We start from the raw sequence: 25393 nt of genomic DNA, 5'->3' as shown, positions 1-25393 counted from the left end.
TACATCCGCATTACCCTCCGCCGAAGCGAAAGTGCGACCCGCCGTGCGGCGAGGGGCGTCTGATATGTCGGGCGAAGACTCGTGTCAACGGCCATGTCGCCGAACCTGTGGATGGCCAGAAGTTGCGATCGTTTCTCAATGTGCCCGGGGCGTTTGAAGCCTGGAAGACACTGGGCTACAACGCGGCCGATTCAAGCCAAGGGCTGTCATGAACGCCTTCCTTCTCCAGTACCTGCCGATCGTGATCTTCCTCGGGATCGCGGCGGTTATCGGCATCGTCTTCATGCTGGCTGCCGCCGTGCTCGCGCCCAAGGCGCCGGACCCGGAAAAGCTGTCCGCATACGAATGCGGCTTCAACGCCTTCGACGACGCGCGCATGAAGTTCGACGTCCGGTTCTACCTGGTCTCGATCCTCTTCATCATCTTCGACCTCGAAGTGGCTTTCCTGTTCCCGTGGGCGGTGACCCTGCTGAAGCTTCCGCATGAAGCCTCGGTCTTCGCCTTCTGGTCGATGATGAGCTTCCTCGGCGTTCTGACTGTCGGCTTTATCTACGAATGGAAGAAGGGCGCCCTCGAATGGGAGTGATCGTTCCCGCCAACAGCTCGCCGCTCCCGGCGGCCGGCGCCGCTGGCCGCTCGACGGTGCAGGGCTATGACCCCAAGCTGCACGACGCCTTCTTCGACGGCGTGTCGCAGCAGCTGGCCGACAAGGGCTTCATCACCGCGGCCGCCGACGACCTGATCACCTGGGCCCGTACGGGTTCGCTGATGTGGATGACGTTCGGCCTGGCGTGCTGCGCCGTCGAGATGATGCACTCGGCCATGCCGCGCTACGACCTGGAGCGCTACGGCTTCGCGCCGCGCGCCAGCCCGCGTCAGTCGGACGTGATGATCGTCGCCGGCACGCTGACCAACAAGATGGCTCCGGCTCTGCGCAAGGTCTACGACCAGATGCCCGAGCCCCGCTACGTCATCTCGATGGGCAGCTGCGCCAATGGCGGCGGCTACTACTATTACAGCTACAGCGTCGTGCGCGGCTGCGACCGCGTCGTGCCGATCGACATCTACGTGCCAGGCTGCCCGCCCACGGCCGAAGCGCTCGTCTACGGCGTGCTGCAGCTCCAGAAGAAGATCCGTCGCACGGGGACCATCGAGCGATGAGCCAAGACCTCGAAGCCCTCGGCCAGGCGATCGTCGCCAACTCGGCCGGGGCCATCGCCTCGTACAATGTCGCGTTCGGCGAGCTGAACCTGCTCGGTTCGACGAACCGCGTGGTCGAGCTGCTGACCTATCTGCGTGATCACCCCGACTACCGCTTCCACCAGCTGGTGGACCTGACGGCGGTCGACTACCCCGAGCGCGCCGCGCGTTTCGACGTGGTCTACCACCTGCTGTCGATGGTGAAGAACGTCCGCGTCCGCGTGAAGGTGCAGACCGACGAAGACACCCCGGTGCCGAGCGCCACGCCGGTGTTCCCGGTCGCCGACTGGTTCGAGCGTGAAGCGTTCGACATGTACGGCGTGTTCTTCGAAGGCCACCCGGACCTGCGCCGGATCCTGACGGACTACGGTTTCCACGGCCATCCGCTGCGGAAAGACTTCCCGATGACCGGCTATGTCGAGGTCCGCTACGACGACGAGCTCAAGCGCGTCGTCTACGAACCCGTGAAGATCACCGAGTTCCGCGCCTTCGACTTCCTGTCTCCGTGGGAAGGGGCGAAGTACGCTCTGCCGGGCGACGAGAAGGCGGAAAAGGCTTAAGTCATGACTGGCACGAACGCGCCCGCCGCGGCGACCGACTTCTTCCGCGACGAACCGACGGTTCCGGTGATCCCGGAAACCCCGGTCCGCAAGTTCAACATCAACTTCGGCCCCCAGCACCCTGCCGCGCACGGCGTGCTGCGTCTGGTGCTCGAACTCGACGGTGAAATCGTCGAGCGCGTCGATCCGCACATCGGCCTGCTGCACCGCGGCACCGAGAAGCTGATGGAAGCGCGCACCTACCTGCAGAACATCCCGTACTTCGACCGCCTCGACTACGTGGCGCCGATGAACCAGGAGCATGCGTTCTGCCTGGCCATCGAAAAGCTGCTGGGCGTTGAAGTGCCCAAGCGCGGCCAGGTCATCCGCGTGCTGTTCTGCGAGATCGGCCGCGTCCTGAACCACCTGCTGAACGTGACGACCCAGGCCATGGACGTCGGCGCCCTGACGCCGCCGCTCTGGGGCTTCGAGGAGCGCGAGAAGCTGATGGTGTTCTACGAGCGCGCCTGCGGCGCTCGCCTGCACGCCAACTACTTCCGTCCGGGCGGCGTCCACCAGGACCTCACCCCCTCGCTGATCGACGACATCGAGAGCTGGGCCAAGGCCTTCCCGAAGATCTGCGACGACATCGAAGGCCTGATCACCGACAACCGCATCTTCAAGCAGCGCAACGTCGATATCGGCGTGGTCAGCAAGGAAGACGCGTGGGCCTGGGGCTTCTCGGGCGTGATGGTGCGTGGTTCGGGCATCGCCTGGGACCTGCGCCGCAACCAGCCGTACGAGAACTACAACGAGTTCGAGTTCGACATCCCGCTGGGCAAGAACGGCGACTGCTACGATCGCTATCTCTGCCGCATGCAGGAGATGCGCGAGAGCACCAAGATCATCCTGCAGGCCGTCGCCATGCTGCGCGGCACGCCGGGCCCGGTGCTGACCGAGGACAACAAGGTCAGCCCGCCGCGTCGCGCCGAGATGAAGCGCTCGATGGAAGCCCTGATCCACCACTTCAAGCTCTACACCGAGGGCTTCAAGACGCCGGAAGGCGAGGTCTACGCGGCCGTCGAAGCCCCCAAGGGCGAGTTCGGCGTCTACGTGGTCAGCAACGGCACCAACAAGCCGTACCGCTGCAAGATCAAGGCTCCGGGCTTCTCGCACCTGGCCGCCATGGACTGGATGAACCGCGGCCACCAGCTGGCCGACGTTTCGGCCATCCTGGGCTCGCTCGACATCGTGTTCGGCGAGGTCGATCGATGAGCCTCGAGAGCATCGCCCAGACTCAGCTCGACGCCTACAACGCCCAGGACCTGGACGCCCACTGCGCCCACTTCTCGGACGACGTGGTCGTGGCAGGCCTGAACGGCGAAGTCGCGCGCACGGGCATCGAGGCTTACCGCGCCTTCTACGCCAAGACCTTCGCCGAGTTCCCCAAGAACAAGGCCGAGCTCCTGAACCGCATCGTGGTCGGCTCGAACGTGATCGATCACGAGCACGTCGACCGCGGCAACGGCGACGCGCCTTTCCAGGTCGCCGCCATCTACACCTTCAAGGGCGACAAGATCGTCCGCGTGGATTTCGCACGATGAGCGTTCGTCGTCTCGCCAAAGAGCAGCCCGCCAGCTTCGCCTTCTCGAAGGACAGCCAGGCCAAGGCCGACTGGTGGAAGGCCAAGTATCCCGCCGCCCGCAAGCAGTCGGCGGTGATCCCGATGCTGTGGCTGGCCCAGAAGCAGGAAGGCTGGATTTCCGAGCCGGCGATCCAGGAGATCGCCAAGCAGCTCGAGATGCCGGTCATCCGCGTGCTGGAAGTCGCCACCTTCTACGTGATGTTCCAGCTGGCCCCGGTCGGCAAGACCGCCTTCGTCCAGCTGTGCGGCACCACGCCGTGCCAGCTGCGCGGCGCGCTCGACCTGAAGTCGGTGCTGGAGAAGAAGATCGGCCCGGCCCACACCGTGTCGGCCGACGGCAAGTTCAGCTGGGAAGAGGTCGAGTGCCTCGGCGCCTGCTGCAACGCTCCGATGGCCGCCATCAACGACTACTACTACGAAGACCTGACGCCGGAGAGCCTGGCCCAGATCCTCGACGACTTCGCCGCGGGCAAGGCCCCGCAGCCGGGCAGCTACGAGGGCCGCAAGTCCTCGGAGCCGAAGGAAAAGATCCAGACCCTGACCGACCCGAAGCTGTACGACGGCTCGGCGGCCAAGAAGATCAAGATCCCGAACCTGCCCGAGAAGCCCAAGAAGACCAAGGCGGAGCCCGCCGCCTGATGACCGACGTCGCCGTCCATCAGAAGAAGCGCCTCACGACGATGCTCGCCATCGACGTCGTGTGCTTCCTGCTGGCCGGCGCGGCGATCGTCGGCCACGTGGCCTTCCACGTCTGGTGGCTGCTGCCGGTGTTCATCCTGGCCGTCGTGGTCGGGCTGGGCGCCCAGATCTGGTTCATCCTCGGCTGGATGAAGGCCACCAAGCCTGAAACCGGTTCCGAGGCTGGAGCTGGGCCGCAAGCGGGGAGGGCGCCTTGAGCGACGACCTTTCCGCCAGGCGGGCGGCCTATCTGGCCACGATCAAGGGACTCTACCGCAAGGAGCGGGTCCTGGGTTTCGTGGCCTGCCTGGCCGGGGTCCTGCTGCTGATCTGGGGGCGGGAGGTCCCTGGGGCTCCGGCCTGGGCGGCGCCCACAGGTCTTTTGGTGATCGGCGCCGGTTGGCTGCTTTTCGCCTATGTCATCGTCCGGCGGACGCGCTATGTCCGCACCCATCCATTCGATCCGCAAAGCTAGAGTCATGGTCGGTATCCTCGAAGACAAGGATCGCATCTTCACCAACCTTTACGGGCTCCAGGACTGGGGTCTGGAAGGTGCGAAGGCGCGCGGTTGCTGGAACGGCACCAAGGACATTCTTGACGCCGGTCGCGACTGGATCATCGAGAACATGAAGAACTCCGGTCTGCGAGGCCGGGGCGGGGCTGGTTTCTCGACCGGTCTGAAGTGGTCCTTCATGCCCAAGGAAGTGAAGGACGGCCGTCCGCACTACTTGGTGGTCAACGCCGACGAGTCCGAGCCGGGCACCTGCAAGGACCGGGAGATCATGCGGCACGATCCGCACCTCCTGATCGAGGGCTGCCTGATCGCCTCGCGCGCCATGCTGGCCCACGCCTGCTACATCTACATCCGCGGCGAATACGTCTTCGAGCGCGAGCGCCTGGAAGCGGCGGTCAAGCAGGCCTACGAGGCCAAGCTGATCGGCAAGGACAACGTCCACGGCTGGGACTTCGACCTCTACGTCCACCACGGCGCCGGCGCCTATATCTGCGGTGAAGAGACCGCCCTGCTGGAAAGCCTGGAAGGCAAGAAGGGCCAGCCGCGCCTGAAGCCGCCGTTCCCGGCCGGCGCGGGCCTCTACGGCATGCCGACCACGGTCAACAACGTCGAGAGCATCGCCGTCGCCGGCACCATTCTGCGCCGCGGCGCGGCCTGGTTCGCCGGTTTCGGCCGTCCCAACAACGCCGGCACCAAGCTGTTCTGCGTCTCGGGCCACGTGAACCTGCCCTGCAACGTCGAAGAAGCGATGAGCATCCCCTTCCGTCAGCTGATGGAAGACCACTGCGGCGGCATCCGCGGCGGCTGGGGCAACCTCAAGGCCGTCATCCCGGGCGGTTCGTCGGTTCCGATGATCCCCGCCGAGCAGTGCGAAGACCTGCCGATGGACTTCGACGCCCTGCGTAATCTGAAGTCGGGCCTGGGCACCGCCGCCGTCATCGTCATGGACAAGTCCACCGACCTCGTCCGCGCCATCGCCCGCCTGTCGTACTTCTACAAGCACGAAAGCTGCGGCCAGTGCACGCCGTGCCGCGAAGGCACCGGCTGGATGTGGCGGGTCATGGAACGCATGGCCACCGGCGAAGCCGATCCGAAAGAGATCGACACCCTTCTGGACGTCACGACCCAGGTCGAGGGTCACACCATCTGCGCCCTGGGCGACGCGGCCGCCTGGCCGATCCAGGGTCTGTTCCGCCACTTCCGCCACGAGGTGGAGGAGCGGATCGCTTCCTATCGTAGCGGTCGCCTGCACGTGCAGGGCGCCAAGCTGATCGCGGCGGAGTAACGAGAATGGCAATCGCCAAGGTCAACGGCGTCGAGGTCGAGTTCGAACCCGGCATGACGGTTCTGCAGGTCGCGGAGCTGGCTGGGGAAGAGATCCCGCGCTTCTGCTATCACGAGCGTCTGAGCATCGCCGGCAACTGCCGCATGTGCCTGGTCGAGGTTAAGCCCGGTCCGCCGAAGCCGCAGGCGTCTTGCGCCCTGCCGGCCGCCGAGGGCCAGGAGATCTTCACCAAGACCCCGATGGTCAAGAAGGCCCGCGAAGGGGTGATGGAGTTCCTGCTCATCAACCACCCGCTGGACTGCCCGATCTGCGACCAGGGCGGCGAGTGCGACCTGCAGGATCAGGCCGTCGGCTACGGCCGTGACGACAGCCGCTACGAAGAGAACAAGCGCGCGGTCGAAGAGAAGGCCATGGGCCCGCTCATCAAGACCGTGATGACGCGCTGCATCCAGTGCACCCGCTGCGTCCGCTTCATCACCGAAGTCGCCGGCTCGCCGGAGATCGGCCTGATCTCACGCGGCGAAGACGTTGAAATCACGACCTATCTGGGCGCCGCGGTGACCTCGGAGCTGTCGGCCAACGTCATCGACCTGTGCCCGGTCGGCGCTCTGACCTCCAAGCCCTACGCCTTCGAAGCCCGCCCGTGGGAACTGAAGAAGACCGAGAGCGTCGACGTTCAGGACGCCCTGGGCTCCTCGATCCGCGTCGACGCCCGCGCCAACGCCGTCCTGCGCGTGCTGCCGCGCGTCAACGAGGACGTCAACGAAGAGTGGATCAGCGACAAGACGCGCTACGCCGTCGACGGCCTGCAGCGCCAGCGCCTCGACCGCCCGTACGTCCGCGTCGACGGCAAGCTGAAGCCGGCCACATGGTCTGAGGCCTTCGCCGCCGTCTCCGCCAAGATCAAGGCGACCGCCCCTGAGCGCATCGGCGTCATCGCCGGCGACCTGCAGGACGCCGAAAGCCTGAAGGCGACCAAGGACCTCTTCACCGCCCTGGGCGTGAAGAACCTCGACGCCCGCCAGGACGGTACGGCCCTGGGCAATGGCCCGCGCGAGAGCTGGCTGTTCAACTCGACCATCGCCGGCATCGAAGACGCCGACGTCGTGCTGTTCGTGGGCGCCAACCCGCGCCTCGAGGCCCCGGTGCTCAACGCCCGCTTCCGCAAGCAGTGGATCGCCGGCAAGACCCGCTTCGGCGTCATCGGCGAACAGGCCGACCTGACATTCGACTACGACTACCTCGGCGCCGGCGCCAAGACGCTGTCGGGCCTGGCCAAGGCCAAGAACGACTTCGTCGCCGCCCTGAAGGCCGCCGAGCGTCCCGCCATCATCATCGGCCAGGGCGCCCTGGCCCGTGCCGACGGCGCGGCGATCCTCAAGGCCGCCGCCGGCGTCGCCAAGACCTTCAAGGTCGTGCGCCCCTCAAGCGATGAAAAAGGGGGCTGGAACGGCTGGAACGTGCTGCACACCGCCGCCGCCCGCGTGGCCGGCCTCGACCTGGGCTTCGTCCCGGCCGAGGGCGCTCTCTCGGCGCGCGACATGCTGAAGCCGGGCGCGCTGGACGTGCTGTTCCTGCTCGGCGCCGACGAGTGCGAGCCCGCTGCTTCGGACGCCTTCAAGATCTACCTCGGCACCCACGGCGACGCCGGCGCCCACAAGGCCGACGTCATCCTGCCGGGCGCCGCCTACACCGAAAAGAACGGCCTCTACGTCAACACCGAGGGCCGGGTGCAGATGGGCAAGCGCGCCGTGTTCCCGAAGGGCGAGGCCAAGGAAGACTGGTCGATCCTGCGGGCGCTGTCGGAAGTGCTGGGCGCCAAGCTGCCCTATGACAGCCTGGACCAGCTGCGCGCCAAGCTGTTCGCCGATCACCCCACCTTCGGCCAGATCGACTTCGCGCCGGGCTCGGTCCCGACCGTGTTCGACCTCGCCGCCGTCGGTGGGGAAGGGGACGTCTCCGATGCTCCGTTCGAGAGCCCGGTGAAGGCCTTCCACCTGACCAACCCCATTGCGCGCGCCAGCGTGACCATGGCCGAGTGCGCGGCCAACGTCTCGGCCGCCGCCAAGATCGCCGCGGAGTAAGCCGTGTCTCAGACCAACCCGCTTATCTGGTTCGGCCTCACTCTCGGCGGCATCCTGCTGGTCGTGATCTGGGTCCTGCTGAGCCTGGCCTTCCTGCTGCTGGCCGACCGCAAGATCTGGGCCGGCGTCCAGATGCGCAAGGGCCCGAACGTCGTCGGCCCCTTCGGCCTGCTGCAGTCCTTCGCCGACTTCGGCAAGTTCGTGCTGAAGGAAATCGTCATCCCGGCCGGCGCCGACAAGGCGATCTTCCTGCTGGCCCCGCTGATCAGCCTGGTTCTGGGCTTCATCGGCTGGGCCGTGGTGCCGTTCGCGCCGGGCTGGGTCGTCTCCAACCTGAACGTCGGCATCCTCTACCTGCTGGCGATGAGCTCGCTGGGCGTCTACGGCATCATCATGGGCGGCTGGGCTTCGAACTCGAAGTACCCGTTCCTGGGCGCGCTGCGTTCGGCGGCGCAGATGGTGTCGTACGAAGTCTCGATCGGCCTGATCATCATCACGGTGATCCTGCTGGCCGGCTCGATGAACCTGTCGACCATCGTCGAGAACCAGTCCGGCTGGATCTGGAACTGGAACGTGTTCGGCGGCGGCGGCCTCAAGAACATCATCCTGCTGCCGGTCATGGTGATCGCCATGGGCATGTTCTACATCTCGGCCCTGGCCGAGACGAACCGCCCGCCCTTCGACCTTCCGGAAGCCGAATCCGAACTCGTGGCCGGTTACCAGGTCGAGTACTCGTCGACCCCGTACCTGCTGTTCATGGTCGCCGAATATTCGAACATCGTGCTGATGTGCGCGATGATCAGCGTGCTGTTCTTCGGCGGCTGGAACCTGGGTCTGCCGATCGACCTGGTGGCGATGTGGGGCTGGTGGGGCAAGCTGGCCCTGGCCCTGGTGTTCTACGCCAAGATCGTCTTCTGGTTCTTCATGTTCGCCATGGCTAAGGCGATCGTGCCTCGCTACCGCTACGACCAACTGATGCGCCTGGGCTGGAAGGTCTTCCTGCCGATGTCGCTGGTGCTGGTCGCCCTGGTCGCCGGCTGGCGCGTCTTCTCGCCGGTGGCGGGCTGATGCGCCCCGCCGCCCTGGCCTTGACGGGGCTGGTCCTGGTTTCGCTGGGCGCATGCGCGTCGAGCGAGGCCTCGGACCGCTCCTATTCGCTGGGACGGGGGATCGTGAACTACGACGAACTGCGCCGGGCCGGCGACAAGTGCAAGGCCGAGGGCGGGACGTTGCAGGCCAAGATGGACGGGGGAGATCCCGCCCAGCTTTCGAACTACACCTGCGTCATTCCCCGAGCCGGGAAATGAGGCGGGTCGTCCTCGGGATCGCGGTGATCGGCCTGCTGGCCGGCTGCACGATACCGGGGCGAAGCATTCGGCCGCCGCGGGAGCGATCGCTCGAGGAGCAGATCGAGGCCCGCCGGAAGGCCGAGGAAGAGACCAAGGACTGCGTGCTGCGCCAGCAGGTGCGGCGTCAGCAGGAAGAGCGGGGTAGGGACGTCCGTCCTTTCCCTAAGGAAAAGTGTTAGGAGAGCTCTGGTGTTCCAGCGCATCACGCAAGCGGTCAAAGGGGTGGCCCTGCTCGATTTCGCGGGCGCCTTCGGCCTGGCCATGAAGTATCTGGTCGCGCCGAAGAAGACCGTGATCTACCCGAACGAGCGCGGCCCGCAGTCGCCTCGTTTCCGTGGCGAGCACGCCCTGCGTCGCTATCCCAACGGGGAAGAGCGCTGCATCGCCTGCAAGCTGTGCGAGGCCATCTGCCCCGCTCAGGCGATCACCATCGAGGCCGAACCGCGCGAGGACGGCAGCCGCCGTACGACCCGCTACGACATCGACATGGTGAAGTGCATCTACTGCGGTCTCTGCCAAGAGGCCTGCCCGGTGGACGCCATCGTCGAAGGCCCGAACATCGAGTTCGCGGTCGAGACGCGTGAAGAGCTCTACTACGACAAGGAAAAGCTGCTCGACAACGGTGACCGTTGGGAACGGCTGATCGCGAAGAATCTGGAGTTGGACGCTCCGTACCGCTAAACGGTCCGGCGCGAATCCGAGGTTGGCGGCGTGTATTTCGCGCGCCGTCGTTATTTGAACTTTCAGGGGAGCACCCTGGCCAATGGCCTTGCAGGCGATAGCTTTCTATTTGCTGGCGTTCGTGACGATAGCGGCGGGTCTTCTCGTCGTGTCGGCCAAGAACCCCGTGCACTCGGTGCTCTTCCTGATCACCGCCTTCTTCTCGGCCGCCGGCCTCTTCGTCCTTCTGGGCGCTGAGTTCCTGGCGATGCTGCTGATCGTCGTCTATGTGGGCGCGGTCGCGGTGCTGTTCCTCTTCGTGGTCATGATGCTCGACATCGACTTCGAAGCGCTGCGGGACGGCTTCGCGCAATACCTGCCCATCGGCGGCCTCGTCGCCGGCGTGCTGACCATTGAGATGATCATGGTCGCCGTCAGCGTCGCCACCAACGGCAAGGCCAGCGCCAACGCGCTGCCCAACGCCTCGCCGGGCGGCTTCAGCAACACCGAGGCGCTCGGTCGGGTGCTCTACACCGACTATGTCTTCTTCTTCCAGGCGGCGGGCCTGGTGCTGCTGGTCGCCATGATCGGCGCCATCGTCCTGACCCTGCGCCACAAGCCGGGCGTCAAGCGCCAGGACATTGGCAAGCAGATCGCCCGTACGCCCAAGACCGGAATGGAACTCGTGCAGATCAAGCCGGGCGAGGGGATCAGCGAATGATCGGCCTTCCGCATTACCTCATCGTCGCCGCCATCCTTCTGACGATCGGCGTCTTCGGTATCTTCGTGAACCGCAAGAACATCATCGTCATCCTGATGTCGATCGAGCTCATCCTGCTCGCGGTGAACATCAACCTGGTGGCGTTCTCGGCCTACCTGCATGACGTGGTGGGCCAGATCTTCGCGATGTTTGTGCTGACCGTGGCCGCCGCCGAGGCGGCCGTCGGCCTCGCCATCCTGGTGACCTTCTTCCGTAACCGCGGCGACATCGCGGTCGACGACGTCAGCATGATGAAGGGCTGAGCCAGTGCAATCGCTCGTCACCATTCTCGTCTTCGCCCCGCTGGTGGGCGCGATCATCGCCGGCCTGTTCGGCCGGCGGATCGGCAACGTCGCGTCGCAGTCGGTCACCACCGGCCTGCTGATCCTGGCCTGCGCCCTGTCGTGGTTCACGTTCAGCAAGTGGACCTGGGGGCACATGGAGGCCTTCACGGTCACCCTGCTGCCGTTCATCCATATCGGCGACTTCGTCGCCAACTGGTCGATCCGCATCGACGCCCTGTCGGCGACCATGCTGATCGTGGTCACGACCGTCTCGGCGCTCGTGCACGTCTATTCCTGGGGCTACATGGCCGAGGACGACAGCAAGCCGCGCTTCTTCGCGTACCTGTCGCTCTTCACCTTCGCCATGCTGTCGCTGGTCACCGCCGCCGACTTCATGCAGCTGTTCTTCGGCTGGGAAGGCGTGGGTCTGGCCTCGTACCTGCTGATCGGCTTCTGGTTCAAGAAGCCTTCGGCCAGCGCTGCGGCCATCAAGGCCTTCGTGGTCAACCGGGTCGGCGACTTCGGCTTCGCCCTCGGCATCATGACCACCTACTGGGCCTTCGGCACCATCCAGTTCCACGAACTGTTCCCGATGATCGCCGCCGGCGCCTCGCGCACCTGGGAGTTCGCGGGCCACAGCTGGCCGCTGGTCGACATCGCCTGCTTCCTGCTGTTCATCGGCGCGATGGGCAAGTCGGCACAGTTCTTCCTGCACACCTGGCTTCCTGACGCCATGGAAGGCCCGACCCCCGTGTCGGCCCTGATCCACGCGGCCACCATGGTGACCGCCGGCGTCTACATGCTGTGCCTGCTGTCGCCGATGTTCGAGTACGCCCCGGTGGCCAAGAACATCGTCACGGTGATCGGCGCCATCACTGCCCTGTTCGCCGCCACGGTCGGTCTGACGCAGAACGACATCAAGCGCGTGATCGCCTACTCGACCTGTTCGCAGCTGGGCTACATGTTCTTCGCGGCCGGCGTCGGCGCCTATCAGGCGGCCATGTTCCACCTGTTCACGCACGCCTTCTTCAAGGCTCTGCTGTTCCTGGGCGCCGGTTCGGTGATCCACGGCATGCACCACGAGCAAGACATGCGTCGCTACGGCGCCCTGGCCAAGCTGCTGCCGGTGACCTTCATCGCCATGACGATCGGCACGATCGCCATCACGGGCCTCGGCTTCCCGCCGCTGCACCTGGGCTTCGCCGGCTTCTACTCGAAGGACACCATCATCGAGGCGGCCTTCGCCGCGGGCTCGCACAACCAGATCGCCATGTTCGCCTGGGCGATCGGCGTGCTGGTCGCTGGCCTGACCTCGTTCTACTCCTGGCGCCTGGCCTTCTTCACCTTCAACGGCAAGGCCCGTTGGGGTCACGACGACCACGCTCATGATGCGCATGCTCATGGCCACGACGATCACGCGCACGCCGCCCATGGTCATGACGACCATGCCCATGGCGCTCACGACGATCACGGTCATGACGATCACGGCCACGGCCATGATCACAAGCCGCACGAGAGCCCCTGGGTGATGCTGCTGCCGCTGGTCGTGCTGTCGATCGGCGCGGTCGCCGCCGGCTTCGTCTTCACCGGCTACTTCGTGGGTCACCACCAGGAAGAGTTCTGGCGCGGCGCGATCTTCAACGCGCCTACCAACCACGTGCTGCACGAGGCCCACGAAGTGGCCGAGTGGGTGAAGTGGAGCCCGCTGATCGCCTCGATCGTCGGCCTGCTGATCGCGGTCTACGTCTACCTGATCAGGGGCAACGAGCGCCTCGGCCTCAAGCTCGCCGAGCGTAACGGCCCGCTGTACGTGTTCTTCTACAACAAGTGGTTCTTCGACGAGCTCTATGAGGCCACCTTCGTGCGGGCCGCCAAGTTCCTCGGCGACCTGTTCTGGAAGGGCGGGGACCAGAAGATCATCGATCGCCTGGGCCCGGACGGCGTCAGCGCCGTCTCCTACGCCGTCGGCCGCAAGACGGGCAAAGCCCAGACCGGCTACGTCTACCACTACGCTTTCGTCATGCTGCTCGGCGTCGCCGGCCTGCTGACGTTCGCCCTTTACGCATTCCGTTGAGGACGGATCGATGACCGGCCTGCTCAGCCTTACGACCTTTGCTCCGCTCGTCGGCGTGGCCGTTATCCTGGTGGCTCGCGCCATCCAGGGTCCCGGCGCCAAGACCGACACCCTGGCCAAGTGGATCGCGCTCGCGACCACCGTGGTCGCCTTCGCCCTGTCGCTGGTGCTGACGCTCCAGTTCGACGCCAAGAACCCGGGCTTCCAGTTCGTGGAAGACATCGCCTGGTTCGGCGGCCTGCATTACCGCATGGGCATCGACGGCATCTCGGTGCTGCTCGTCCTGCTGACCGCCTTCCTGCTGCCGATCTGCATCGTGGCCAGCTGGAAGTCGGTGGAAAAGCGCGTCGTCGAATACCTGATCGCCTTCCTGGTCCTCGAGACCCTGGTGATCGGCGTGTTCTGCGCGCTGGACCTGGTGCTGTTCTACCTCTTCTTCGAAGGGGGCCTGGTGCCGATGTTCCTGATCATCGGCATCTGGGGCGGCAAGCGCCGGATCTACGCGGCCTACAAGTTCTTCCTCTACACGCTGCTCGGCTCGGTGCTGATGCTGGCGGCCATCCTGGCCATGATCTCGATCGCCGGCACCTCGTCGATCCCCGAGCTCATGACCTACAAGTTCGCGCCGTGGCTCCAGACCTGGCTGTGGCTGGCCTTCTTCGCTTCGTTCGCGGTGAAGATGCCGATGTGGCCGGTGCACACCTGGCTGCCTGACGCCCACGTGGAAGCCCCGACGGCGGGTTCGGTCATCCTGGCCGGCATCCTGCTGAAGATGGGCGGCTACGGCTTCATGCGCTTCAGCATCCCGATGTTCCCGAACGCCTCGGAGATGTTCCAGCCGCTGGTCTTCGCCCTGTCGGGCATCGCCATCGTCTACACCTCTCTGGTCGCCTTCCGTCAGACCGACATCAAGAAGCTGATCGCCTATTCGTCGGTCGCCCACATGGGCTTCGTGACCATGGGCATCTTCTCGGGCAACGCCGCCGGCGAGCAGGGCGCCCTGTTCCAGATGATCAGCCACGGGGTGATCTCCGGCGCGCTCTTCCTCTGCGTCGGCGTGGTCTACGACCGCATGCACACCCGCGAGATCGCCTTCTACGGCGGCCTCACCAACCGCATGCCGCACTACGCCTTCGTGTTCCTGCTGTTCACGATGGGCAATGTCGGCCTGCCGGGCACCTCGGGCTTCGTCGGCGAAATCCTGACCATGACGGGCGTCTACAAGGCCTCGACCTGGACGGCGATCGTCTCGGCCACCGGCGTGATCCTGTCGGCCATGTACGCCCTGACGCTGTACCGCCGGGTCATGTACGGGGAGATCACCAACCCCGAACTGAAGACGATCAAGGACCTCGACGCGCGGGAAATCCTGCTCTTCGCGCCGCTGATCATCATGACCCTGGTCCTCGGCATCTATCCTAATCTTGTGTTCAACCTGACCGCGTCGTCCGTCGACGGGCTCGTCGGCGCCTGGCGCGCCGCCGTGGGCGGGTGAGGGATCCCATGACGTTCTCCGCCAACTTCTCCCTCGTCTTGCCTGAAGTCGTCCTGGCGATTTCGGCCCTGCTGCTGCTAGTCTGGGGCGCCTTCTCCAAGAAGACCACGCCGGTCTTCACGGGCGCCTCGGTGCTGGCCCTGGTGGTCGCCGCCGCCTTCGCGATCCACGGACCGCGCGGCGACGCCTTCAACGGCGTCTATTCGGCCGACGCCGCCGCCACCTACGCCAAGGTCGCGATCTTCCTGTTCAGCGCCCTGGCCATCGTGCTGGGCGACCGCTGGCTGGCCGCCCGCGGCGACCAGAAGTTCGAGTTCCCGGTCCTGGTGATCCTGGCGGCGCTGGGCATGGGCATCACGGCCTCGGCCGGCGATCTCATCAGCCTCTATATCGGCGTCGAGCTGCAATCGCTGGCCCTGTACGTCCTGGCGGCCTTCCGCCGCGACGACGCCAAGGCCTCGGAAGCCGGTCTGAAGTACTTCGTGCTGGGCGCGCTGTCGTCGGGCATCCTGCTGTACGGCGCCTCGCTGATCTACGGCTTCTCGGGCTCGACCCGCTTCGTCGACATCGCTGCGGCCTCGCACGGCGCCCATGGCGTGGGCCTGCTGTTCGGCCTGATCTTCGTGATCTGCGGCCTGGCGTTCAAGGTTTCGGCCGCGCCGTTCCACATGTGGACCCCGGACGTCTACGAAGGCGCCCCGACCCCGGTCGTCGGCTTCTTCGCCGCCGCGCCGAAGCTGGCCGCCATGATGATGTTCGCCCGCGTGCTGGGCGACGCCTTCCCGGACGCCGTGGCCCAATGGCGCCAGGTGCTGATCATCGCGGCCCTGCTGTCGGTGTTCGTCGGCGCCTTCGCGGGCTTGGCCCAGAGCAACCTCAAGCGCCTGTGGGCCTACTCCTCGATCGCCAACGTCGGCTACGCCCTGCTGGGCGTCGCCACCGGCGGCGAGGTGGGCCTGCAGTCCATGCTGGTGTTCATGGTGCTCTACATGGTGGACGTCACCGGCTTCTTCGCCTGCCTGCAGGCGCTGACCCGCGACGGCAAGCCGATGGAGACCATCGAGGACATGGCCGGCCTGGTTAAGGAACGTCCGGGCGTCGCCCTGGCCATGACCGCGTTCTCGCTGTCGGCCCTTGGCCTGCCGCCGTTCTCGGGCTTCTGGGCCAAGTTCTACGTCTTCAAGGCCGCCATGGGCTCGGGCGACGTGCCGCTGCAGTGGGCCGCCGTCATCGGCCTGGTCGGCAGCGTCGTGGCCGCCTTCTACTACCTGCGTCTGATCAAGACGATGTGGTTCGACGCGCCGACCAGCGCGGTGGACAAGCCGCAACCGACCGCTCGCGCGATCGGCTTCGCCGCGGCCCTGTTCTCGTTCCCGATCGTCCTGATCGCCCTGGTCTGGCTCGACCCCGCCGCCAAGGCGGCCGCGGCGGCCTTTGGCCACGCGTGACGTGACGGGCGCGTCCGCCGAGGGGCCGCCCGTCGTCGTTCTCGACGAGATCGACTCGACCAACGCCGAGGCTCGCCGCCGCGCGGAAGCGGGGCAGGCGGGCCCGGTCTGGATCGTCGGCCTGCGGCAGACCGCTGGCCGCGGTCGCCGGGGCCGCGCCTGGGAAACCGGCGACGGCAACCTGGCCGCCACCCTCCTGCTCACCACCGACAAGCCGCCCGCCGAGGCCGCGCAGATCTCGTTCGTGGCGGCCCTGGCCGTCGCCGACCTGCTGTGCGCCTATGTCGCCGAGCGGCTGGTCAGCCTGAAATGGCCCAACGACCCGATGGTCGGCGGCCTGAAGATCAGCGGCATCCTCGTCGAGTCCGGCAAGAGCCCCGCCGGCGGCCTGTGGCTGGCCGTCGGGATCGGCGTCAATCTCGCCCGCAAGCCCATCGACAGCGAGCGTCCGGCCACGGCCCTGCCGACCTGGCGGGCCGAGCCGCCGCCGTCGCCGGTGGAAGCGATCGAGATCCTGGCCCCGGCCTTCGCCCGCTGGCTCGATGTCTGGACGCGCCTTGGCTTCCCCGCCATCGCCGACGCCTGGACCGCCAAGGCCCACGGCCTGGGCGAGCCCTGCACCGCGCGGCTCTCGACCGAGACGATCGAAGGGATCGCCGAGGGCCTCGACGCCGACGGCGCCTTGCGCCTGCGTCTGGCCGACGGCCAACTGCGCCGGATCACCGCCGGCGACGTCTTCTTCGGAGGAACCCCCTGATGCTGCTGGCCATCGAACAGGGCAACACCAACACCATGTTCGCCATCCACGACGGCCAGTCGTGGATCGCCCAGTGGCGCGCGGCGACCGAGAGCACCCGCACCGCCGACGAATACGTGGTCTGGCTGTCGCAGCTGATGTCCATGCAGGGCCTGGGCTTCCGGGCGCTCGACGCCTGCATCATCTCCAGCGTCGTGCCCCAGTCGCTGTTCAACCTGCGCAACCTGTCGCGCCGCTATCTGAACGTCGAGCCGCTGGTGATCGGCGAGAACGCCAAGCTCGGCGTCGACGTCCGCATCGACAAGCCCAGCGAGGCCGGCGCCGACCGCCTGGTCAACGCCGTGGGCGCCAGCATGGCCTACAAGGGCCCGCTGATCGTCATCGACAGCGGCACGGCCACCACCTTCGACGTGGTGGGCGCCGACGGCGCCTTCGAGGGCGGCATCATCGCCCCGGGCATCAATCTTTCCATGCAGGCGCTGCACGAAGCGGCCGCCAAGCTGCCCCGCATCGCCATCCAGCGTCCCGCCCGTAATCGCGTCGTGGGCACCGACACGGTGAGCGCCATGCAATCGGGCGTGTTCTGGGGCTATATCTCACTCATCGAAGGGCTGGTCGCGCGCATCAAGGCCGAGCGCGGCGAACCCCTGACCGTGGTCGCCACCGGCGGCGTCGCCTCGCTGTTCGAGGGCGCCACCGACAGCATCGACCACTTCGACCCTGATCTGACCATCCGTGGTCTCCTCGAAATTCATCGCCGCAATACCCACCTAGAGAACGAATGAAAAAGCACCCTGACGACGAGCTCGTCTTCCTGCCCCTGGGCGGGTCGAACGAGATCGGCATGAACTTCAACCTGTACGGCTTTGGCCCGGCGCACGATCGCAAGTGGATCGTCGTCGACCTGGGCGTGACCTTCGGCGACCAGACCACGCCGGGCGTCGAGATCATCCTGCCCGACCCGGAATATATCGTCCCCTACGCCAAGGACATTCTGGGCATCGTGCTGACCCACGCCCACGAAGACCACCTGGGCGCCGTCGCCTGGCTGTGGCCGCAGCTGAAGGCCCCGGTCTACGCCACGCCGTTCACCGCCTTCCTGCTGCGCGAGAAGCTGCGCGACGCCAACCTGCTGGACGAGGTCGAGATCCACGAAGTTCCGCTCAGCGGCAACTTCGACCTGGGGCCGTTCCACCTCGAAATGGTGACGCTGACCCACTCGATCCCCGAACCCAACGGCCTGGCGATCAAGACCCCGCTGGGCACCATCCTGCACACCGGCGACTGGAAGATCGATCCCGATCCCCAGCTCGGCGCCGCCACCGACGTCGACGCCCTGCGCCGCCTCGGCGACGATGGCGTGCTGGCCATGGTCTGCGACAGCACCAACGTCTTCGTCGAAGGCACCGCCGGCTCGGAAGCCGACGTCCGCGTCGAGATGAACAAGCTGATCGCCAGCCTGACCGGCAAGATCGCCGTGGCCTGCTTCGCCTCGAACGTGGCGCGCATGGACACCGTGATCCGCGCCGCCCAGGCCGCCGGCCGCAAGGTCTGCCTGGCCGGCCGCTCGATGCATCGCATGGCCGCCGCGGCCCGTTCGGTCGGCCTGCTCGACGGCCTGGAGCCGTTCGTCAACGACGATCAGGCCAAGCACATGCCGGAAAACGAGATCCTCTATCTCTGCACCGGCAGCCAGGGCGAGGCGAGGGCGGCTCTGGCCCGCATCGCCGAGGGCAACCACCCGCATGTGAAGCTCTCCTCGGGCGACCACGTGGTGTTCAGCTCGCGCGTGATCCCGGGCAACGAGATCCCGATCCGCAACCTGCAGAATAAGCTGGCCGACCGCGGCGTGCGCCTGCACACCGAGCGTGACACCCCCGGCATCCACGTGTCCGGCCACCCGTGCCGCGATGAGCTGAAGCAGATGTACCAGTGGGCCCGGCCGCAGATCGCCGTGCCGACCCACGGCGAACGCCGCCACCTGCTCGAGCACGCCGCTTTCGCCAAGGATCTGCAGATCCCGCACGCGGTCAGCCCGCGCAACGGCGACATGGTTCGCCTGGCCCCCGGCCATCCGGAGATCATCGACGAGGTGCCGGCCGGTCGTCTCTACGTCGACGGCGGCGTCGTGACGCCCGAGAACGGCGAGGCCCTGCGCGAGCGTCGCCACGCGGCGTTCAACGGCGTGCTGGCCGTGTCGATCGTGCTCGACGGCCGCAACAAGGTCGTCTCGGGCCCGCAGGTGCGTGGCCTGGGCCTGGCCGGCGACGAGGAATATCCCCTCGACGAGGCGCTGGACGACCTGGCGGAAGAGGCCGAAGAGGCGTTCAAGCGCCTGTCGGGCGATGATCGCGAGATCGACGAGACCATCGAGAACGCCATCTCGCGCGCGGTGAAGAAGGCCGCCTTCCGCATCTGGGAACGCAAGCCGGTCGTCGAGACGACCGTCCTGCGCCTCTGATCGCCGCATGTCGACGCCGGAGGATCCGACCCTGACCGAAGAGACCCCCGCGCCCCGGCGCGAGGGCCTGTTCGGCACGGGACCGGCCATCCTTTGGTTCGAGGCCTGGCCGGTGATGGTGATCCTGGCGCTGATCTGGATCGTCTTCCTGGCCCAGTCGGCTTTCGAGCTGCTGGGGGACGGGGAGACGATCTTCGTGCTCGGCGGGCTATGGAAGCCCGGCGTCTTCCAGGGCCTCTGGTGGACGCCGCTGACCCACATGTTCATGCATATGAGCTGGGGTCAGCCCTGGGGCTGGCTGCACATCGTGTTCAACAGCGGCGCGCTGGTCGCGCTCGGCCCGGCCATTGCCCAGCGGTTCGGCCGCGATGCGCTGGGCGGGGCGCTGTTCTTCCTCTTCTACCTCGCCTGCGGCCTGGCCGGGGCAGGGGCCTTCATTTTGCTTGGGGCGGACCGCCTGCTGGTGGTCGGCGCCTCGGGGGCGATATTTGGCCTGTGGGGCGCGGTCGCGCGGCTGGGCGCGCCCGGCGAGGCGAAGCTGGCGCCGATCTTCGCGCCGTCGGTGCTGAGGCAGGTCGGGTCGGCCCTGATCTCCAACCTCGTCGTGCTCGGAGGCGCCGCCGGTTACGGCGCGCTGTCCGGCGGCGGCGCCGGCGTGGCCTGGCAGGCCCACCTTGGCGGGTTCGTGCTGGGCTTCTTCCTGATCCAGGTCATGCCCGTCCGCTTCCACTGGCTTAAGGGCGCTCGCACGGCTTGACTGCCGCGAGCGGAGGCGCGGTTAGTGGGCGGCTAGATCCGCTATAGCCAGGACCCCGCACCATGATCGGCAGGCTCAACCACGTCGGCGTCGCCACCCCGTCCATCGACGAGTCGGTGAAGATGTACCGCGAACTGCTCGGCGCCACCTCGGTCACCGACAAGTGGGCCATGCCCGAGCAGGGCGTCTGGGTGTGCTTCGTCAATCTGCCCAACAGCCAGATCGAGCTGATCGAGCCCTATGGCGAGAACTCGCCGATCCACGGGTTTCTCGCCAAGAACCCCAAGGGCGGCCAGCACCACATCTGCTTCGAGGTCGAGAACATCTACGAGGCGCGCGATTCTCTGGTCGCCAAGGGCGCGACCGTGCTAGGCGAGCCCCGGATCGGCGCCCACGGAACGCTGATCGTCTTCGTTCACCCCAAGGACATGGGCGGCCTGCTCGTGGAATTGATGGAAAGCCCCAAGGACGCGCACCACTGATGGGTCCGATCACCGGCATCGCGATCTTCCTGACCATCTGGTGGACGGTGCTGTTCGCCGTGCTGCCGATCGGCACGCGCAGCTATCACGAGCTGGGAATCGAGCCGCCGCCGGGCGCGGATCCCGGCGCGCCGGTGAACCCGAACCTCAAGCGCAAGTTCTTCACCACCACCTGGATCTCGGTCGTGGTGTTCGTCGTGTTCTGGCTGGTGGTGAAGTTCCAGCTGGTGAGTCTGCCGGACCTGCCGTCCACCTACTGAAAAATTTGCAGAACGCGGCCCGGCGCCCAAGCCTTGGGCGGGCGCTGGCCTTCTGCCCGTCAAACGCCCATCGGTTGGGCGAAACAGGCCGACTTGCCCACTTGGCGGCAATCGGATGCCCCAACAGTCGTTCGGAGGCTTAGATTGTCATGACGAGGCCGGGTTCGGCCTTGCTCTGTGGCGTCTTCCCCGACGATGAACTTGATGGCCGCGCGAGTGAACCGCGCGGCCTTCTTTTCGTTATGGCTCCGCTCGATGAGCGAGAGTTCGTCATCTTTTCGCCGCGCGCGTTGCCAAGCTGAACGGCGACCGGCTATCTCAACGCCTCGAATTCCCCCGGAGACGTTCCGTCCATGCGCCTGTCGCGCTACTTCCTGCCCGTTCTGAAAGAAGCTCCCTCCGACGCCCAGATCGCGTCCCACCAGCTGATGCTGCGCGCGGGCATGATCCGCCAGGAGGCCGCCGGCATCTACGCCTGGCTGCCGCTGGGTCTGCGGGTGCTCAACAAGATCGAGCAGATCGTCCGTGAGGAGATGGATCGCGCGGGCGCCATCGAGCTGCTGATGCCGACCCTGCAACTGGCCGACCTGTGGCGCGAGTCGGGTCGCTACGACGCCTACGGCCCGGAGATGCTGCGCATCACCGACCGCCACGAGCGCGAGCTGCTGTACGGGCCCACCAACGAGGAAATGGTCACCGAGATCTTCCGTGGCTCGGTGCGGTCGTACAAGGACCTGCCCAAGAACCTCTATCACGTGCAGTGGAAGTTCCGCGACGAGCGCCGTCCGCGCTTCGGCGTCATGCGCGGCCGCGAGTTCCTGATGAAGGACGCCTACAGCTTCGACCTCGACGCCGAGGGCGCGCGCAAGTCCTACAACCGCATGTTCGTGGCCTATCTGAACCTGTTCTCGCGGATGGGCCTGAAGGCCGTGCCGATGCGCGCCGACACCGGCCCGATCGGCGGCGACCTTTCCCACGAGTTCATCGTCCTGGCCGAAACCGGCGAAAGCGCCGTCTTCTGCCACAAGGACCTGGTCGAGATGGCCGCGCCTGGCCCGGACGTCGAATGGTACGGCGACCTGCAGCCGCTGGTCGACCAGCGCACCGCCCTCTACGCCGCCACCGAGGAAATGCACGACGAAGCCGCCTTCGACGCGATTCCCGAGGGCGACCGCCTGTCGGCCCGCGGCATCGAGGTCGGCCACATCTTCTCGTTCGGCACGAAGTATTCCGAGCCGATGAAGGCCCTGGTCATGGGTCCCGACGGCAAGGAAGTCCCGGTCCAGATGGGCAGCTACGGCGTCGGCGTCTCGCGCCTGCTGGGCGCGATCATCGAGGCCAGCCACGACGACGGCGGCATCATCTGGCCGGAAAGCGTCGCGCCCTATCACGTGGGCATCGTCAACATGCGTCAGGGCGACGGCGCCTGCGACGCGGCTTGCGACGAGGCCTACAAGGCCCTGCAGGCGGCCGGCGTCGACGTGCTCTATGACGACACCGATGCGCGCGGCGGCGCCAAGTTCGCCACCATGGACCTGATCGGCCTGCCCTGGCAGCTCATCGTCGGTCCCAAGGGCGTCGCAGAGGGCGTGGTCGAGCTGAAGAACCGCAAGACCGGCGAGCGCGTGTCCGAGCCGCTCGACGCGGTCCTGGCCCGCCTGACCGGCAAGGCCGCCTGATGGCTATCGGCGCGGGGCCTTTCGGAACCTGGGAACGGACGGTCGCCTGGCGTTACCTGCGCACCAAGCGCAAGAACGGCGGCGTCGCCCTGATCTCGGTGATCTCGTTCAGCGCGGTGATGCTGGCGGTCTTCGCCCTCATCACCGTGATGAGCGTCATGAACGGCTTCCGCGCCGAACTGCTCGGCCGGCTGCTCGGCTTCAACGGCCACATCTACGCTCAGGGACCGCTCGTGAACGGCCCCGACCGCGAAGGCGTCATCGCCCGCATCAAGGCTGTGCCCGGCGTCATCCAGGCCGCGCCCCTGGTCGAGGCCCAGGCCATGGTCATCGGTCCCAACCAGGTGACCGGCGCCATTGTCCGCGGCGTCAATCCGGGCGACCTGCGCGGCATGAAGCTGATCTCCGCCAACATCAAGCAGGGCTCGCTCGAGGGCTTCGGCGAGGGCGAGTACGGCGGCGACATGGTGCTGATCGGCGACCGCATGGCGCGCAACCTGGGTCTCTCGGTCGGCGACCCGATCACCCTGATCTCGCCCGCCGGCCCGGCCACCGCCTTCGGCACCTCGACCCGCGAGAAGGACTACGTGGTCGGCGGGATCTTCAGCGTCGGCATGAGCCAGTTCGACGAGTCCTACGTGATGATGCCGCTGGCCCAGGCCCAGCCGTTCTTCGGGCGCGACACGGCCATCGACTATGTCGAGGTCAAGCTCACCGATCCCGACAACGCCAAGACGGCCAAGGCCACCATCGAGCAGGCCGTCGGCCCCGGCGCCTTCATCACCGACTGGATGGACAAGAACAGCAGCTACTTCAACGCGCTGCAGGTCGAGCGCAAGGTCATGCGCCTGATCCTGTTCTTCATCGTCGCCATCGCCACCCTCAACATCATCTCCGGCCTCGTCATGCTGGTGAAGAACAAAGGTCGCGACATCGCCATCCTGCGCACCATGGGGGCCAGCCGGTCCTCGATCCTGCGCATCTTCATCATGGCCGGCGCCTCGATCGGCGTGGCCGGCACCCTGGCGGGCCTGCTGCTGGGCACGCTGTTCTGCGCCAACATCACCGCCATCCAGAACTTCGTCGAGTGGGTCACCGGCACGGCGGTGTTCAGCGCCGACATCTATTTCCTGGCCCATATCCCGGCCAAGATCGACTGGGCCGAGGTGGCTGGCGTCGTCTCGATCTCCACCCTGATGAGCGTGCTGGCGACCCTGCCGCCGGCGCTGCGGGCCTCGCGCCTCGATCCCGTTGAGGCCCTTCGCTATGAGTAGTCCGGTCCTGGCCCTGCGCGGCGTCGAGCGCACCTATGTCACCGAGGCCGGCAAGCTGACCGTGCTGCGCGGCGTCGATCTCGACGTCTATCCGGGCGAAGTGGTCGGGCTGATCGGACCCTCGGGCTCGGGCAAGTCGTCGCTGCTGCACGCCGCGGGTCTGCTGGAGCGCCCCGACGCTGGCGTCATCGCCGTCGACGGCAAGGACTGCTCCAAGCTTTCCGAGCGCCAGCGCACCAAGGTGCGGCTGTCGACGGTCGGCTTCGTCTACCAGTTCCACCACCTGCTGCCGGAGTTCACGGCCGCCGAGAATGTGGAACTGCCGCTGATGATCGCCGGTCGCCGTCGCGGCGAGGCTCGCGAGCACGCCGTGGGGCTGCTCAGCCAGTTGGGCCTCGCGGCTCGCGTCGATCACCAGCCCGGCCAGATGTCGGGCGGGGAGCAGCAGCGCGTGGCCATCGCCCGCGCCCTGGCCAATTCGCCCAAGCTCCTGCTGGCCGACGAGCCGACGGGCAACCTCGATCCCGGCACCTCGGCGGCCACCTTCCAGGCGCTCTATGACCTGGCGCGCGGCCAGGGCGTCGCCGCCCTGATCGCCACCCACAACATGGAGCTGGCCCGCTACATGGACCGCGTCTTCGCCCTGCGCGACGGCCACCTGGAGCCGCAGACCTTCTAGGGTCTAGAGCAGCGCCTCGCGCATCGCGTTGAAGAACCCGGCCTGGTCGATCTTCTTGATCACCCTGGCGTTGGGTTCGCGGCGCTTGAGGGCCGGGTCGGCGATCTCGATGTCCGGCAGGATCGAGTGCGAGACGCTGAGATAGCCGCGCGTCAGCTCGCCCATGGTCTCGACGTCGATGACGCAGCGCTCGGCGTCCAGGACCAGGGCCTCGTCCAGCATCGCCGCGCAGGTCAGGGCGTCGGGGTGCAGGCTGCCGTCCAGGCCCTCGGTGTCGCGGGCGAAGGCCAGCGAGGCCTCGTTGACCTTGGTGAAGAACCTGGCGCGCGGCGTACCGATCGCGTCCAGCTCCGCCAACTGCGCCGTGGTCAGCAGGCCATCGCGCAGGGTCTGCGTCCAGGTCACCACGTGCAGGTCGAAGCCGGCGTTGACGACGATCTTGGCCGCCTCGGGATCGGCATAGAAATTGTACTCGGCCGCGGGCGTGACGTTGCCGACGCCGTTGTCGGTGCCGCCCATCACCCACAGGGCCTTGGCGGCCTGGGCGATGGCCGGCTCGCGCAGCACCGCCAGGGCGATGTTGGTCAGCGGCGCCTGGGCCAGCAGGGTGATCTCGCCGGGCGCTTCCATCACCCGCCGCACGATCTCGTCGGCCGCGTGGCCGGGGGAGGGGCGCTGGGCGGTCTTCGGGAACGCCGCGTCGCTCATGCCGTCGGCGCCGAACACATAGGCGGCGTCCAGCGGAACACGGCTGAACGGCCTCTGGGTCCCCAGATAGACCGGAACGCCGGCCGCCTCGCAGGCCTCCAGCGTCACCAGGGCGTTCTCGGCGTGCTGCTCGAAGCCGACATTGCCATGGCTGATGGTGATCGCCTCGACGGTCACGCCGGGGCGGCGCAGGGCGAGCATCAGGGAGAAGACGTCGTCTCCGGCGGTGTCGGTGTCGATGATCAGGCGCATGAAACGGCTTCTGCCGTGTTCCAGCCGGCAAGGCCAGAGCCGGAAGGTTGTGGCGCGACTATCAACCCC

General features: G+C 66.7%; 30 protein-coding genes. 29 read left to right on the top strand and 1 reads right to left on the bottom strand.

Going from position 1 to position 25393, the window contains the following annotated elements:
• The 29 genes from AC1RRS_RS13265 to AC1RRS_RS13125 all read left to right on the top strand — a co-directional run.
• The coding region (locus tag AC1RRS_RS13265; RefSeq protein ID WP_492855556.1) for a hypothetical protein at positions 1-212 on the top strand (212 nt) is incomplete at its 5' end.
• Complete coding sequence (locus AC1RRS_RS13260; protein ID WP_110117755.1) at positions 209-586, top strand: NADH-quinone oxidoreductase subunit A; 378 nt, start codon at positions 209-211, stop codon at positions 584-586. The genes AC1RRS_RS13265 and AC1RRS_RS13260, both read left to right, overlap by 4 nt.
• A complete protein-coding gene (locus AC1RRS_RS13255; RefSeq protein WP_110117756.1) occupies positions 556-1161 on the top strand; it encodes a NuoB/complex I 20 kDa subunit family protein in 606 nt (201 codons plus the stop codon). The genes AC1RRS_RS13260 and AC1RRS_RS13255 overlap by 31 nt, the downstream gene beginning before the upstream one ends.
• Entirely contained in the window at positions 1158-1760 is a 603-nt protein-coding gene (locus tag AC1RRS_RS13250; protein WP_110117757.1) for an NADH-quinone oxidoreductase subunit C, read from the top strand. The genes AC1RRS_RS13255 and AC1RRS_RS13250 overlap by 4 nt, the downstream gene beginning before the upstream one ends.
• A gap of 3 nt (positions 1761-1763) precedes the next feature.
• Positions 1764-3014, top strand: coding sequence for an NADH-quinone oxidoreductase subunit D (locus tag AC1RRS_RS13245; RefSeq protein ID WP_487288780.1), 1251 nt, complete (start codon positions 1764-1766; stop codon positions 3012-3014).
• Positions 3011-3343, top strand: coding sequence for a nuclear transport factor 2 family protein (locus AC1RRS_RS13240; RefSeq protein ID WP_492855555.1), 333 nt, complete (start codon positions 3011-3013; stop codon positions 3341-3343). Before AC1RRS_RS13245 ends, AC1RRS_RS13240 begins: the two co-directional genes overlap by 4 nt.
• Positions 3340-4023 (top strand): NADH-quinone oxidoreductase subunit NuoE, encoded by a 684-nt coding sequence (gene nuoE / locus AC1RRS_RS13235; RefSeq protein ID WP_110117760.1) that lies wholly within the window; start codon positions 3340-3342, stop codon positions 4021-4023. The genes AC1RRS_RS13240 and nuoE overlap by 4 nt, the downstream gene beginning before the upstream one ends.
• The gene (locus tag AC1RRS_RS13230) at positions 4023-4280 is read left to right on the top strand and encodes a hypothetical protein (protein ID WP_492855554.1); all 258 of its coding nucleotides are present in this window, start codon (positions 4023-4025) and stop codon (positions 4278-4280) included. Before nuoE ends, AC1RRS_RS13230 begins: the two co-directional genes overlap by 1 nt.
• Positions 4277-4537: a hypothetical protein gene (locus AC1RRS_RS13225; RefSeq protein WP_487288778.1), complete on the top strand. Its 261-nt coding sequence runs from the start codon at positions 4277-4279 to the stop codon at positions 4535-4537. The genes AC1RRS_RS13230 and AC1RRS_RS13225 overlap by 4 nt, the downstream gene beginning before the upstream one ends.
• 4 nt (positions 4538-4541) lie before the next feature.
• Positions 4542-5861, top strand: coding sequence for an NADH-quinone oxidoreductase subunit NuoF (gene nuoF, locus AC1RRS_RS13220; RefSeq protein WP_110117763.1), 1320 nt, complete (start codon positions 4542-4544; stop codon positions 5859-5861).
• Positions 5862-5866: 5 nt separating this feature from the next.
• Entirely contained in the window at positions 5867-7945 is a 2079-nt protein-coding gene (gene nuoG / locus AC1RRS_RS13215) for an NADH-quinone oxidoreductase subunit NuoG (protein ID WP_492855553.1), read from the top strand.
• 3 nt (positions 7946-7948) lie between these two features.
• On the top strand, positions 7949-9013 hold the full coding sequence (gene nuoH, locus AC1RRS_RS13210) for an NADH-quinone oxidoreductase subunit NuoH (RefSeq protein ID WP_110117765.1): 1065 nt from the start codon (positions 7949-7951) through the stop codon (positions 9011-9013).
• Complete coding sequence (locus AC1RRS_RS13205; RefSeq protein WP_110117766.1) at positions 9013-9252, top strand: hypothetical protein; 240 nt, start codon at positions 9013-9015, stop codon at positions 9250-9252. The genes nuoH and AC1RRS_RS13205 overlap by 1 nt, the downstream gene beginning before the upstream one ends.
• Positions 9249-9473 carry a hypothetical protein gene (locus AC1RRS_RS13200; RefSeq protein WP_110117767.1) on the top strand — a complete coding sequence of 75 codons (225 nt, stop codon included), beginning with the start codon at positions 9249-9251 and terminating at the stop codon, positions 9471-9473. Before AC1RRS_RS13205 ends, AC1RRS_RS13200 begins: the two co-directional genes overlap by 4 nt.
• Before the next feature lie 10 nt (positions 9474-9483).
• Positions 9484-9975: an NADH-quinone oxidoreductase subunit NuoI gene (nuoI, locus tag AC1RRS_RS13195; RefSeq protein ID WP_487288775.1), complete on the top strand. Its 492-nt coding sequence runs from the start codon at positions 9484-9486 to the stop codon at positions 9973-9975.
• Positions 9976-10057: 82 nt separating this feature from the next.
• Entirely contained in the window at positions 10058-10675 is a 618-nt protein-coding gene (locus tag AC1RRS_RS13190) for an NADH-quinone oxidoreductase subunit J (RefSeq protein ID WP_110117769.1), read from the top strand.
• Positions 10672-10977, top strand: coding sequence for an NADH-quinone oxidoreductase subunit NuoK (nuoK, locus tag AC1RRS_RS13185; RefSeq protein WP_492855552.1), 306 nt, complete (start codon positions 10672-10674; stop codon positions 10975-10977). The genes AC1RRS_RS13190 and nuoK overlap by 4 nt, the downstream gene beginning before the upstream one ends.
• 4 nt (positions 10978-10981) lie before the next feature.
• Positions 10982-13072: an NADH-quinone oxidoreductase subunit L gene (gene nuoL, locus AC1RRS_RS13180; protein WP_492855551.1), complete on the top strand. Its 2091-nt coding sequence runs from the start codon at positions 10982-10984 to the stop codon at positions 13070-13072.
• Between the two features lie 10 nt (positions 13073-13082).
• Positions 13083-14567 (top strand): NADH-quinone oxidoreductase subunit M, encoded by a 1485-nt coding sequence (locus tag AC1RRS_RS13175; RefSeq protein WP_110117772.1) that lies wholly within the window; start codon positions 13083-13085, stop codon positions 14565-14567.
• A gap of 8 nt (positions 14568-14575) precedes the next feature.
• Positions 14576-16015: an NADH-quinone oxidoreductase subunit NuoN gene (gene nuoN, locus AC1RRS_RS13170; RefSeq protein WP_492855550.1), complete on the top strand. Its 1440-nt coding sequence runs from the start codon at positions 14576-14578 to the stop codon at positions 16013-16015.
• Position 16016: 1 nt separating this feature from the next.
• Positions 16017-16772 (top strand): biotin--[acetyl-CoA-carboxylase] ligase, encoded by a 756-nt coding sequence (locus AC1RRS_RS13165; RefSeq protein ID WP_492855549.1) that lies wholly within the window; start codon positions 16017-16019, stop codon positions 16770-16772.
• Positions 16769-17557: a type III pantothenate kinase gene (locus AC1RRS_RS13160; protein WP_487288841.1), complete on the top strand. Its 789-nt coding sequence runs from the start codon at positions 16769-16771 to the stop codon at positions 17555-17557. The genes AC1RRS_RS13165 and AC1RRS_RS13160 overlap by 4 nt, the downstream gene beginning before the upstream one ends.
• Entirely contained in the window at positions 17554-19233 is a 1680-nt protein-coding gene (locus AC1RRS_RS13155) for a ribonuclease J (protein ID WP_492855547.1), read from the top strand. The genes AC1RRS_RS13160 and AC1RRS_RS13155 overlap by 4 nt, the downstream gene beginning before the upstream one ends.
• A 7-nt stretch (positions 19234-19240) precedes the next feature.
• Positions 19241-19990 (top strand): rhomboid family intramembrane serine protease, encoded by a 750-nt coding sequence (locus tag AC1RRS_RS13150; protein ID WP_492855546.1) that lies wholly within the window; start codon positions 19241-19243, stop codon positions 19988-19990.
• Positions 19991-20052: 62 nt separating this feature from the next.
• On the top strand, positions 20053-20472 hold the full coding sequence (gene mce / locus AC1RRS_RS13145) for a methylmalonyl-CoA epimerase (RefSeq protein WP_110117776.1): 420 nt from the start codon (positions 20053-20055) through the stop codon (positions 20470-20472).
• Positions 20472-20732 carry a DUF1467 family protein gene (locus tag AC1RRS_RS13140; protein ID WP_492855545.1) on the top strand — a complete coding sequence of 87 codons (261 nt, stop codon included), beginning with the start codon at positions 20472-20474 and terminating at the stop codon, positions 20730-20732. Before mce ends, AC1RRS_RS13140 begins: the two co-directional genes overlap by 1 nt.
• A 353-nt stretch (positions 20733-21085) precedes the next feature.
• The gene (proS, locus tag AC1RRS_RS13135) at positions 21086-22411 is read left to right on the top strand and encodes a proline--tRNA ligase (RefSeq protein ID WP_492855544.1); all 1326 of its coding nucleotides are present in this window, start codon (positions 21086-21088) and stop codon (positions 22409-22411) included.
• Positions 22411-23685 (top strand): lipoprotein-releasing ABC transporter permease subunit, encoded by a 1275-nt coding sequence (locus AC1RRS_RS13130; protein ID WP_492855543.1) that lies wholly within the window; start codon positions 22411-22413, stop codon positions 23683-23685. Before proS ends, AC1RRS_RS13130 begins: the two co-directional genes overlap by 1 nt.
• Entirely contained in the window at positions 23678-24364 is a 687-nt protein-coding gene (locus tag AC1RRS_RS13125; RefSeq protein ID WP_110117780.1) for an ABC transporter ATP-binding protein, read from the top strand. Before AC1RRS_RS13130 ends, AC1RRS_RS13125 begins: the two co-directional genes overlap by 8 nt.
• A 3-nt stretch (positions 24365-24367) precedes the next feature.
• On the opposite strand, the gene AC1RRS_RS13120 is transcribed toward AC1RRS_RS13125, so the two are convergent.
• On the bottom strand, positions 24368-25324 hold the full coding sequence (locus tag AC1RRS_RS13120) for a nucleoside hydrolase (protein WP_492855542.1): 957 nt from the start codon (positions 25322-25324) through the stop codon (positions 24368-24370).
• Positions 25325-25393 lie beyond the last annotated feature (69 nt).

It is taken from the genome of Caulobacter sp. GW821-FHT12A07 (assembly GCF_058807655.1).
Note: the sequence above shows the minus strand (reverse complement) of the source record. Positions and strands in the feature narration are given on the sequence as shown.

What these genes read in the sequence shown, in the direction of transcription:
- AC1RRS_RS13245 (WP_487288780.1), top strand. Translation starts at nt 1,764, where the DNA reads ATGACTGGCACGAACGCGCCCGCCGCGGCGACCGACTTCTTCCGCGAC.
- AC1RRS_RS13230 (WP_492855554.1), top strand. Translation starts at nt 4,023, where the DNA reads ATGACCGACGTCGCCGTCCATCAGAAGAAGCGCCTCACGACGATGCTC.
- mce (WP_110117776.1), top strand. Translation starts at nt 20,053, where the DNA reads ATGATCGGCAGGCTCAACCACGTCGGCGTCGCCACCCCGTCCATCGAC.
- AC1RRS_RS13190 (WP_110117769.1), top strand. Translation starts at nt 10,058, where the DNA reads ATGGCCTTGCAGGCGATAGCTTTCTATTTGCTGGCGTTCGTGACGATA.
- AC1RRS_RS13200 (WP_110117767.1), top strand. Translation starts at nt 9,249, where the DNA reads ATGAGGCGGGTCGTCCTCGGGATCGCGGTGATCGGCCTGCTGGCCGGC.
- AC1RRS_RS13205 (WP_110117766.1), top strand. Translation starts at nt 9,013, where the DNA reads ATGCGCCCCGCCGCCCTGGCCTTGACGGGGCTGGTCCTGGTTTCGCTG.
- AC1RRS_RS13125 (WP_110117780.1), top strand. Translation starts at nt 23,678, where the DNA reads ATGAGTAGTCCGGTCCTGGCCCTGCGCGGCGTCGAGCGCACCTATGTC.
- AC1RRS_RS13250 (WP_110117757.1), top strand. Translation starts at nt 1,158, where the DNA reads ATGAGCCAAGACCTCGAAGCCCTCGGCCAGGCGATCGTCGCCAACTCG.
- proS (WP_492855544.1), top strand. Translation starts at nt 21,086, where the DNA reads ATGCGCCTGTCGCGCTACTTCCTGCCCGTTCTGAAAGAAGCTCCCTCC.
- AC1RRS_RS13130 (WP_492855543.1), top strand. Translation starts at nt 22,411, where the DNA reads ATGGCTATCGGCGCGGGGCCTTTCGGAACCTGGGAACGGACGGTCGCC.
- nuoE (WP_110117760.1), top strand. Translation starts at nt 3,340, where the DNA reads ATGAGCGTTCGTCGTCTCGCCAAAGAGCAGCCCGCCAGCTTCGCCTTC.
- AC1RRS_RS13120 (WP_492855542.1), bottom strand. Translation starts at nt 25,324, where the DNA reads ATGCGCCTGATCATCGACACCGACACCGCCGGAGACGACGTCTTCTCC.
- nuoF (WP_110117763.1), top strand. Translation starts at nt 4,542, where the DNA reads ATGGTCGGTATCCTCGAAGACAAGGATCGCATCTTCACCAACCTTTAC.
- AC1RRS_RS13255 (WP_110117756.1), top strand. Translation starts at nt 556, where the DNA reads ATGGAAGAAGGGCGCCCTCGAATGGGAGTGATCGTTCCCGCCAACAGC.
- nuoG (WP_492855553.1), top strand. Translation starts at nt 5,867, where the DNA reads ATGGCAATCGCCAAGGTCAACGGCGTCGAGGTCGAGTTCGAACCCGGC.
- AC1RRS_RS13140 (WP_492855545.1), top strand. Translation starts at nt 20,472, where the DNA reads ATGGGTCCGATCACCGGCATCGCGATCTTCCTGACCATCTGGTGGACG.
- nuoK (WP_492855552.1), top strand. Translation starts at nt 10,672, where the DNA reads ATGATCGGCCTTCCGCATTACCTCATCGTCGCCGCCATCCTTCTGACG.
- AC1RRS_RS13175 (WP_110117772.1), top strand. Translation starts at nt 13,083, where the DNA reads ATGACCGGCCTGCTCAGCCTTACGACCTTTGCTCCGCTCGTCGGCGTG.
- AC1RRS_RS13260 (WP_110117755.1), top strand. Translation starts at nt 209, where the DNA reads ATGAACGCCTTCCTTCTCCAGTACCTGCCGATCGTGATCTTCCTCGGG.
- nuoN (WP_492855550.1), top strand. Translation starts at nt 14,576, where the DNA reads ATGACGTTCTCCGCCAACTTCTCCCTCGTCTTGCCTGAAGTCGTCCTG.
- AC1RRS_RS13150 (WP_492855546.1), top strand. Translation starts at nt 19,241, where the DNA reads ATGTCGACGCCGGAGGATCCGACCCTGACCGAAGAGACCCCCGCGCCC.
- AC1RRS_RS13240 (WP_492855555.1), top strand. Translation starts at nt 3,011, where the DNA reads ATGAGCCTCGAGAGCATCGCCCAGACTCAGCTCGACGCCTACAACGCC.
- AC1RRS_RS13155 (WP_492855547.1), top strand. Translation starts at nt 17,554, where the DNA reads ATGAAAAAGCACCCTGACGACGAGCTCGTCTTCCTGCCCCTGGGCGGG.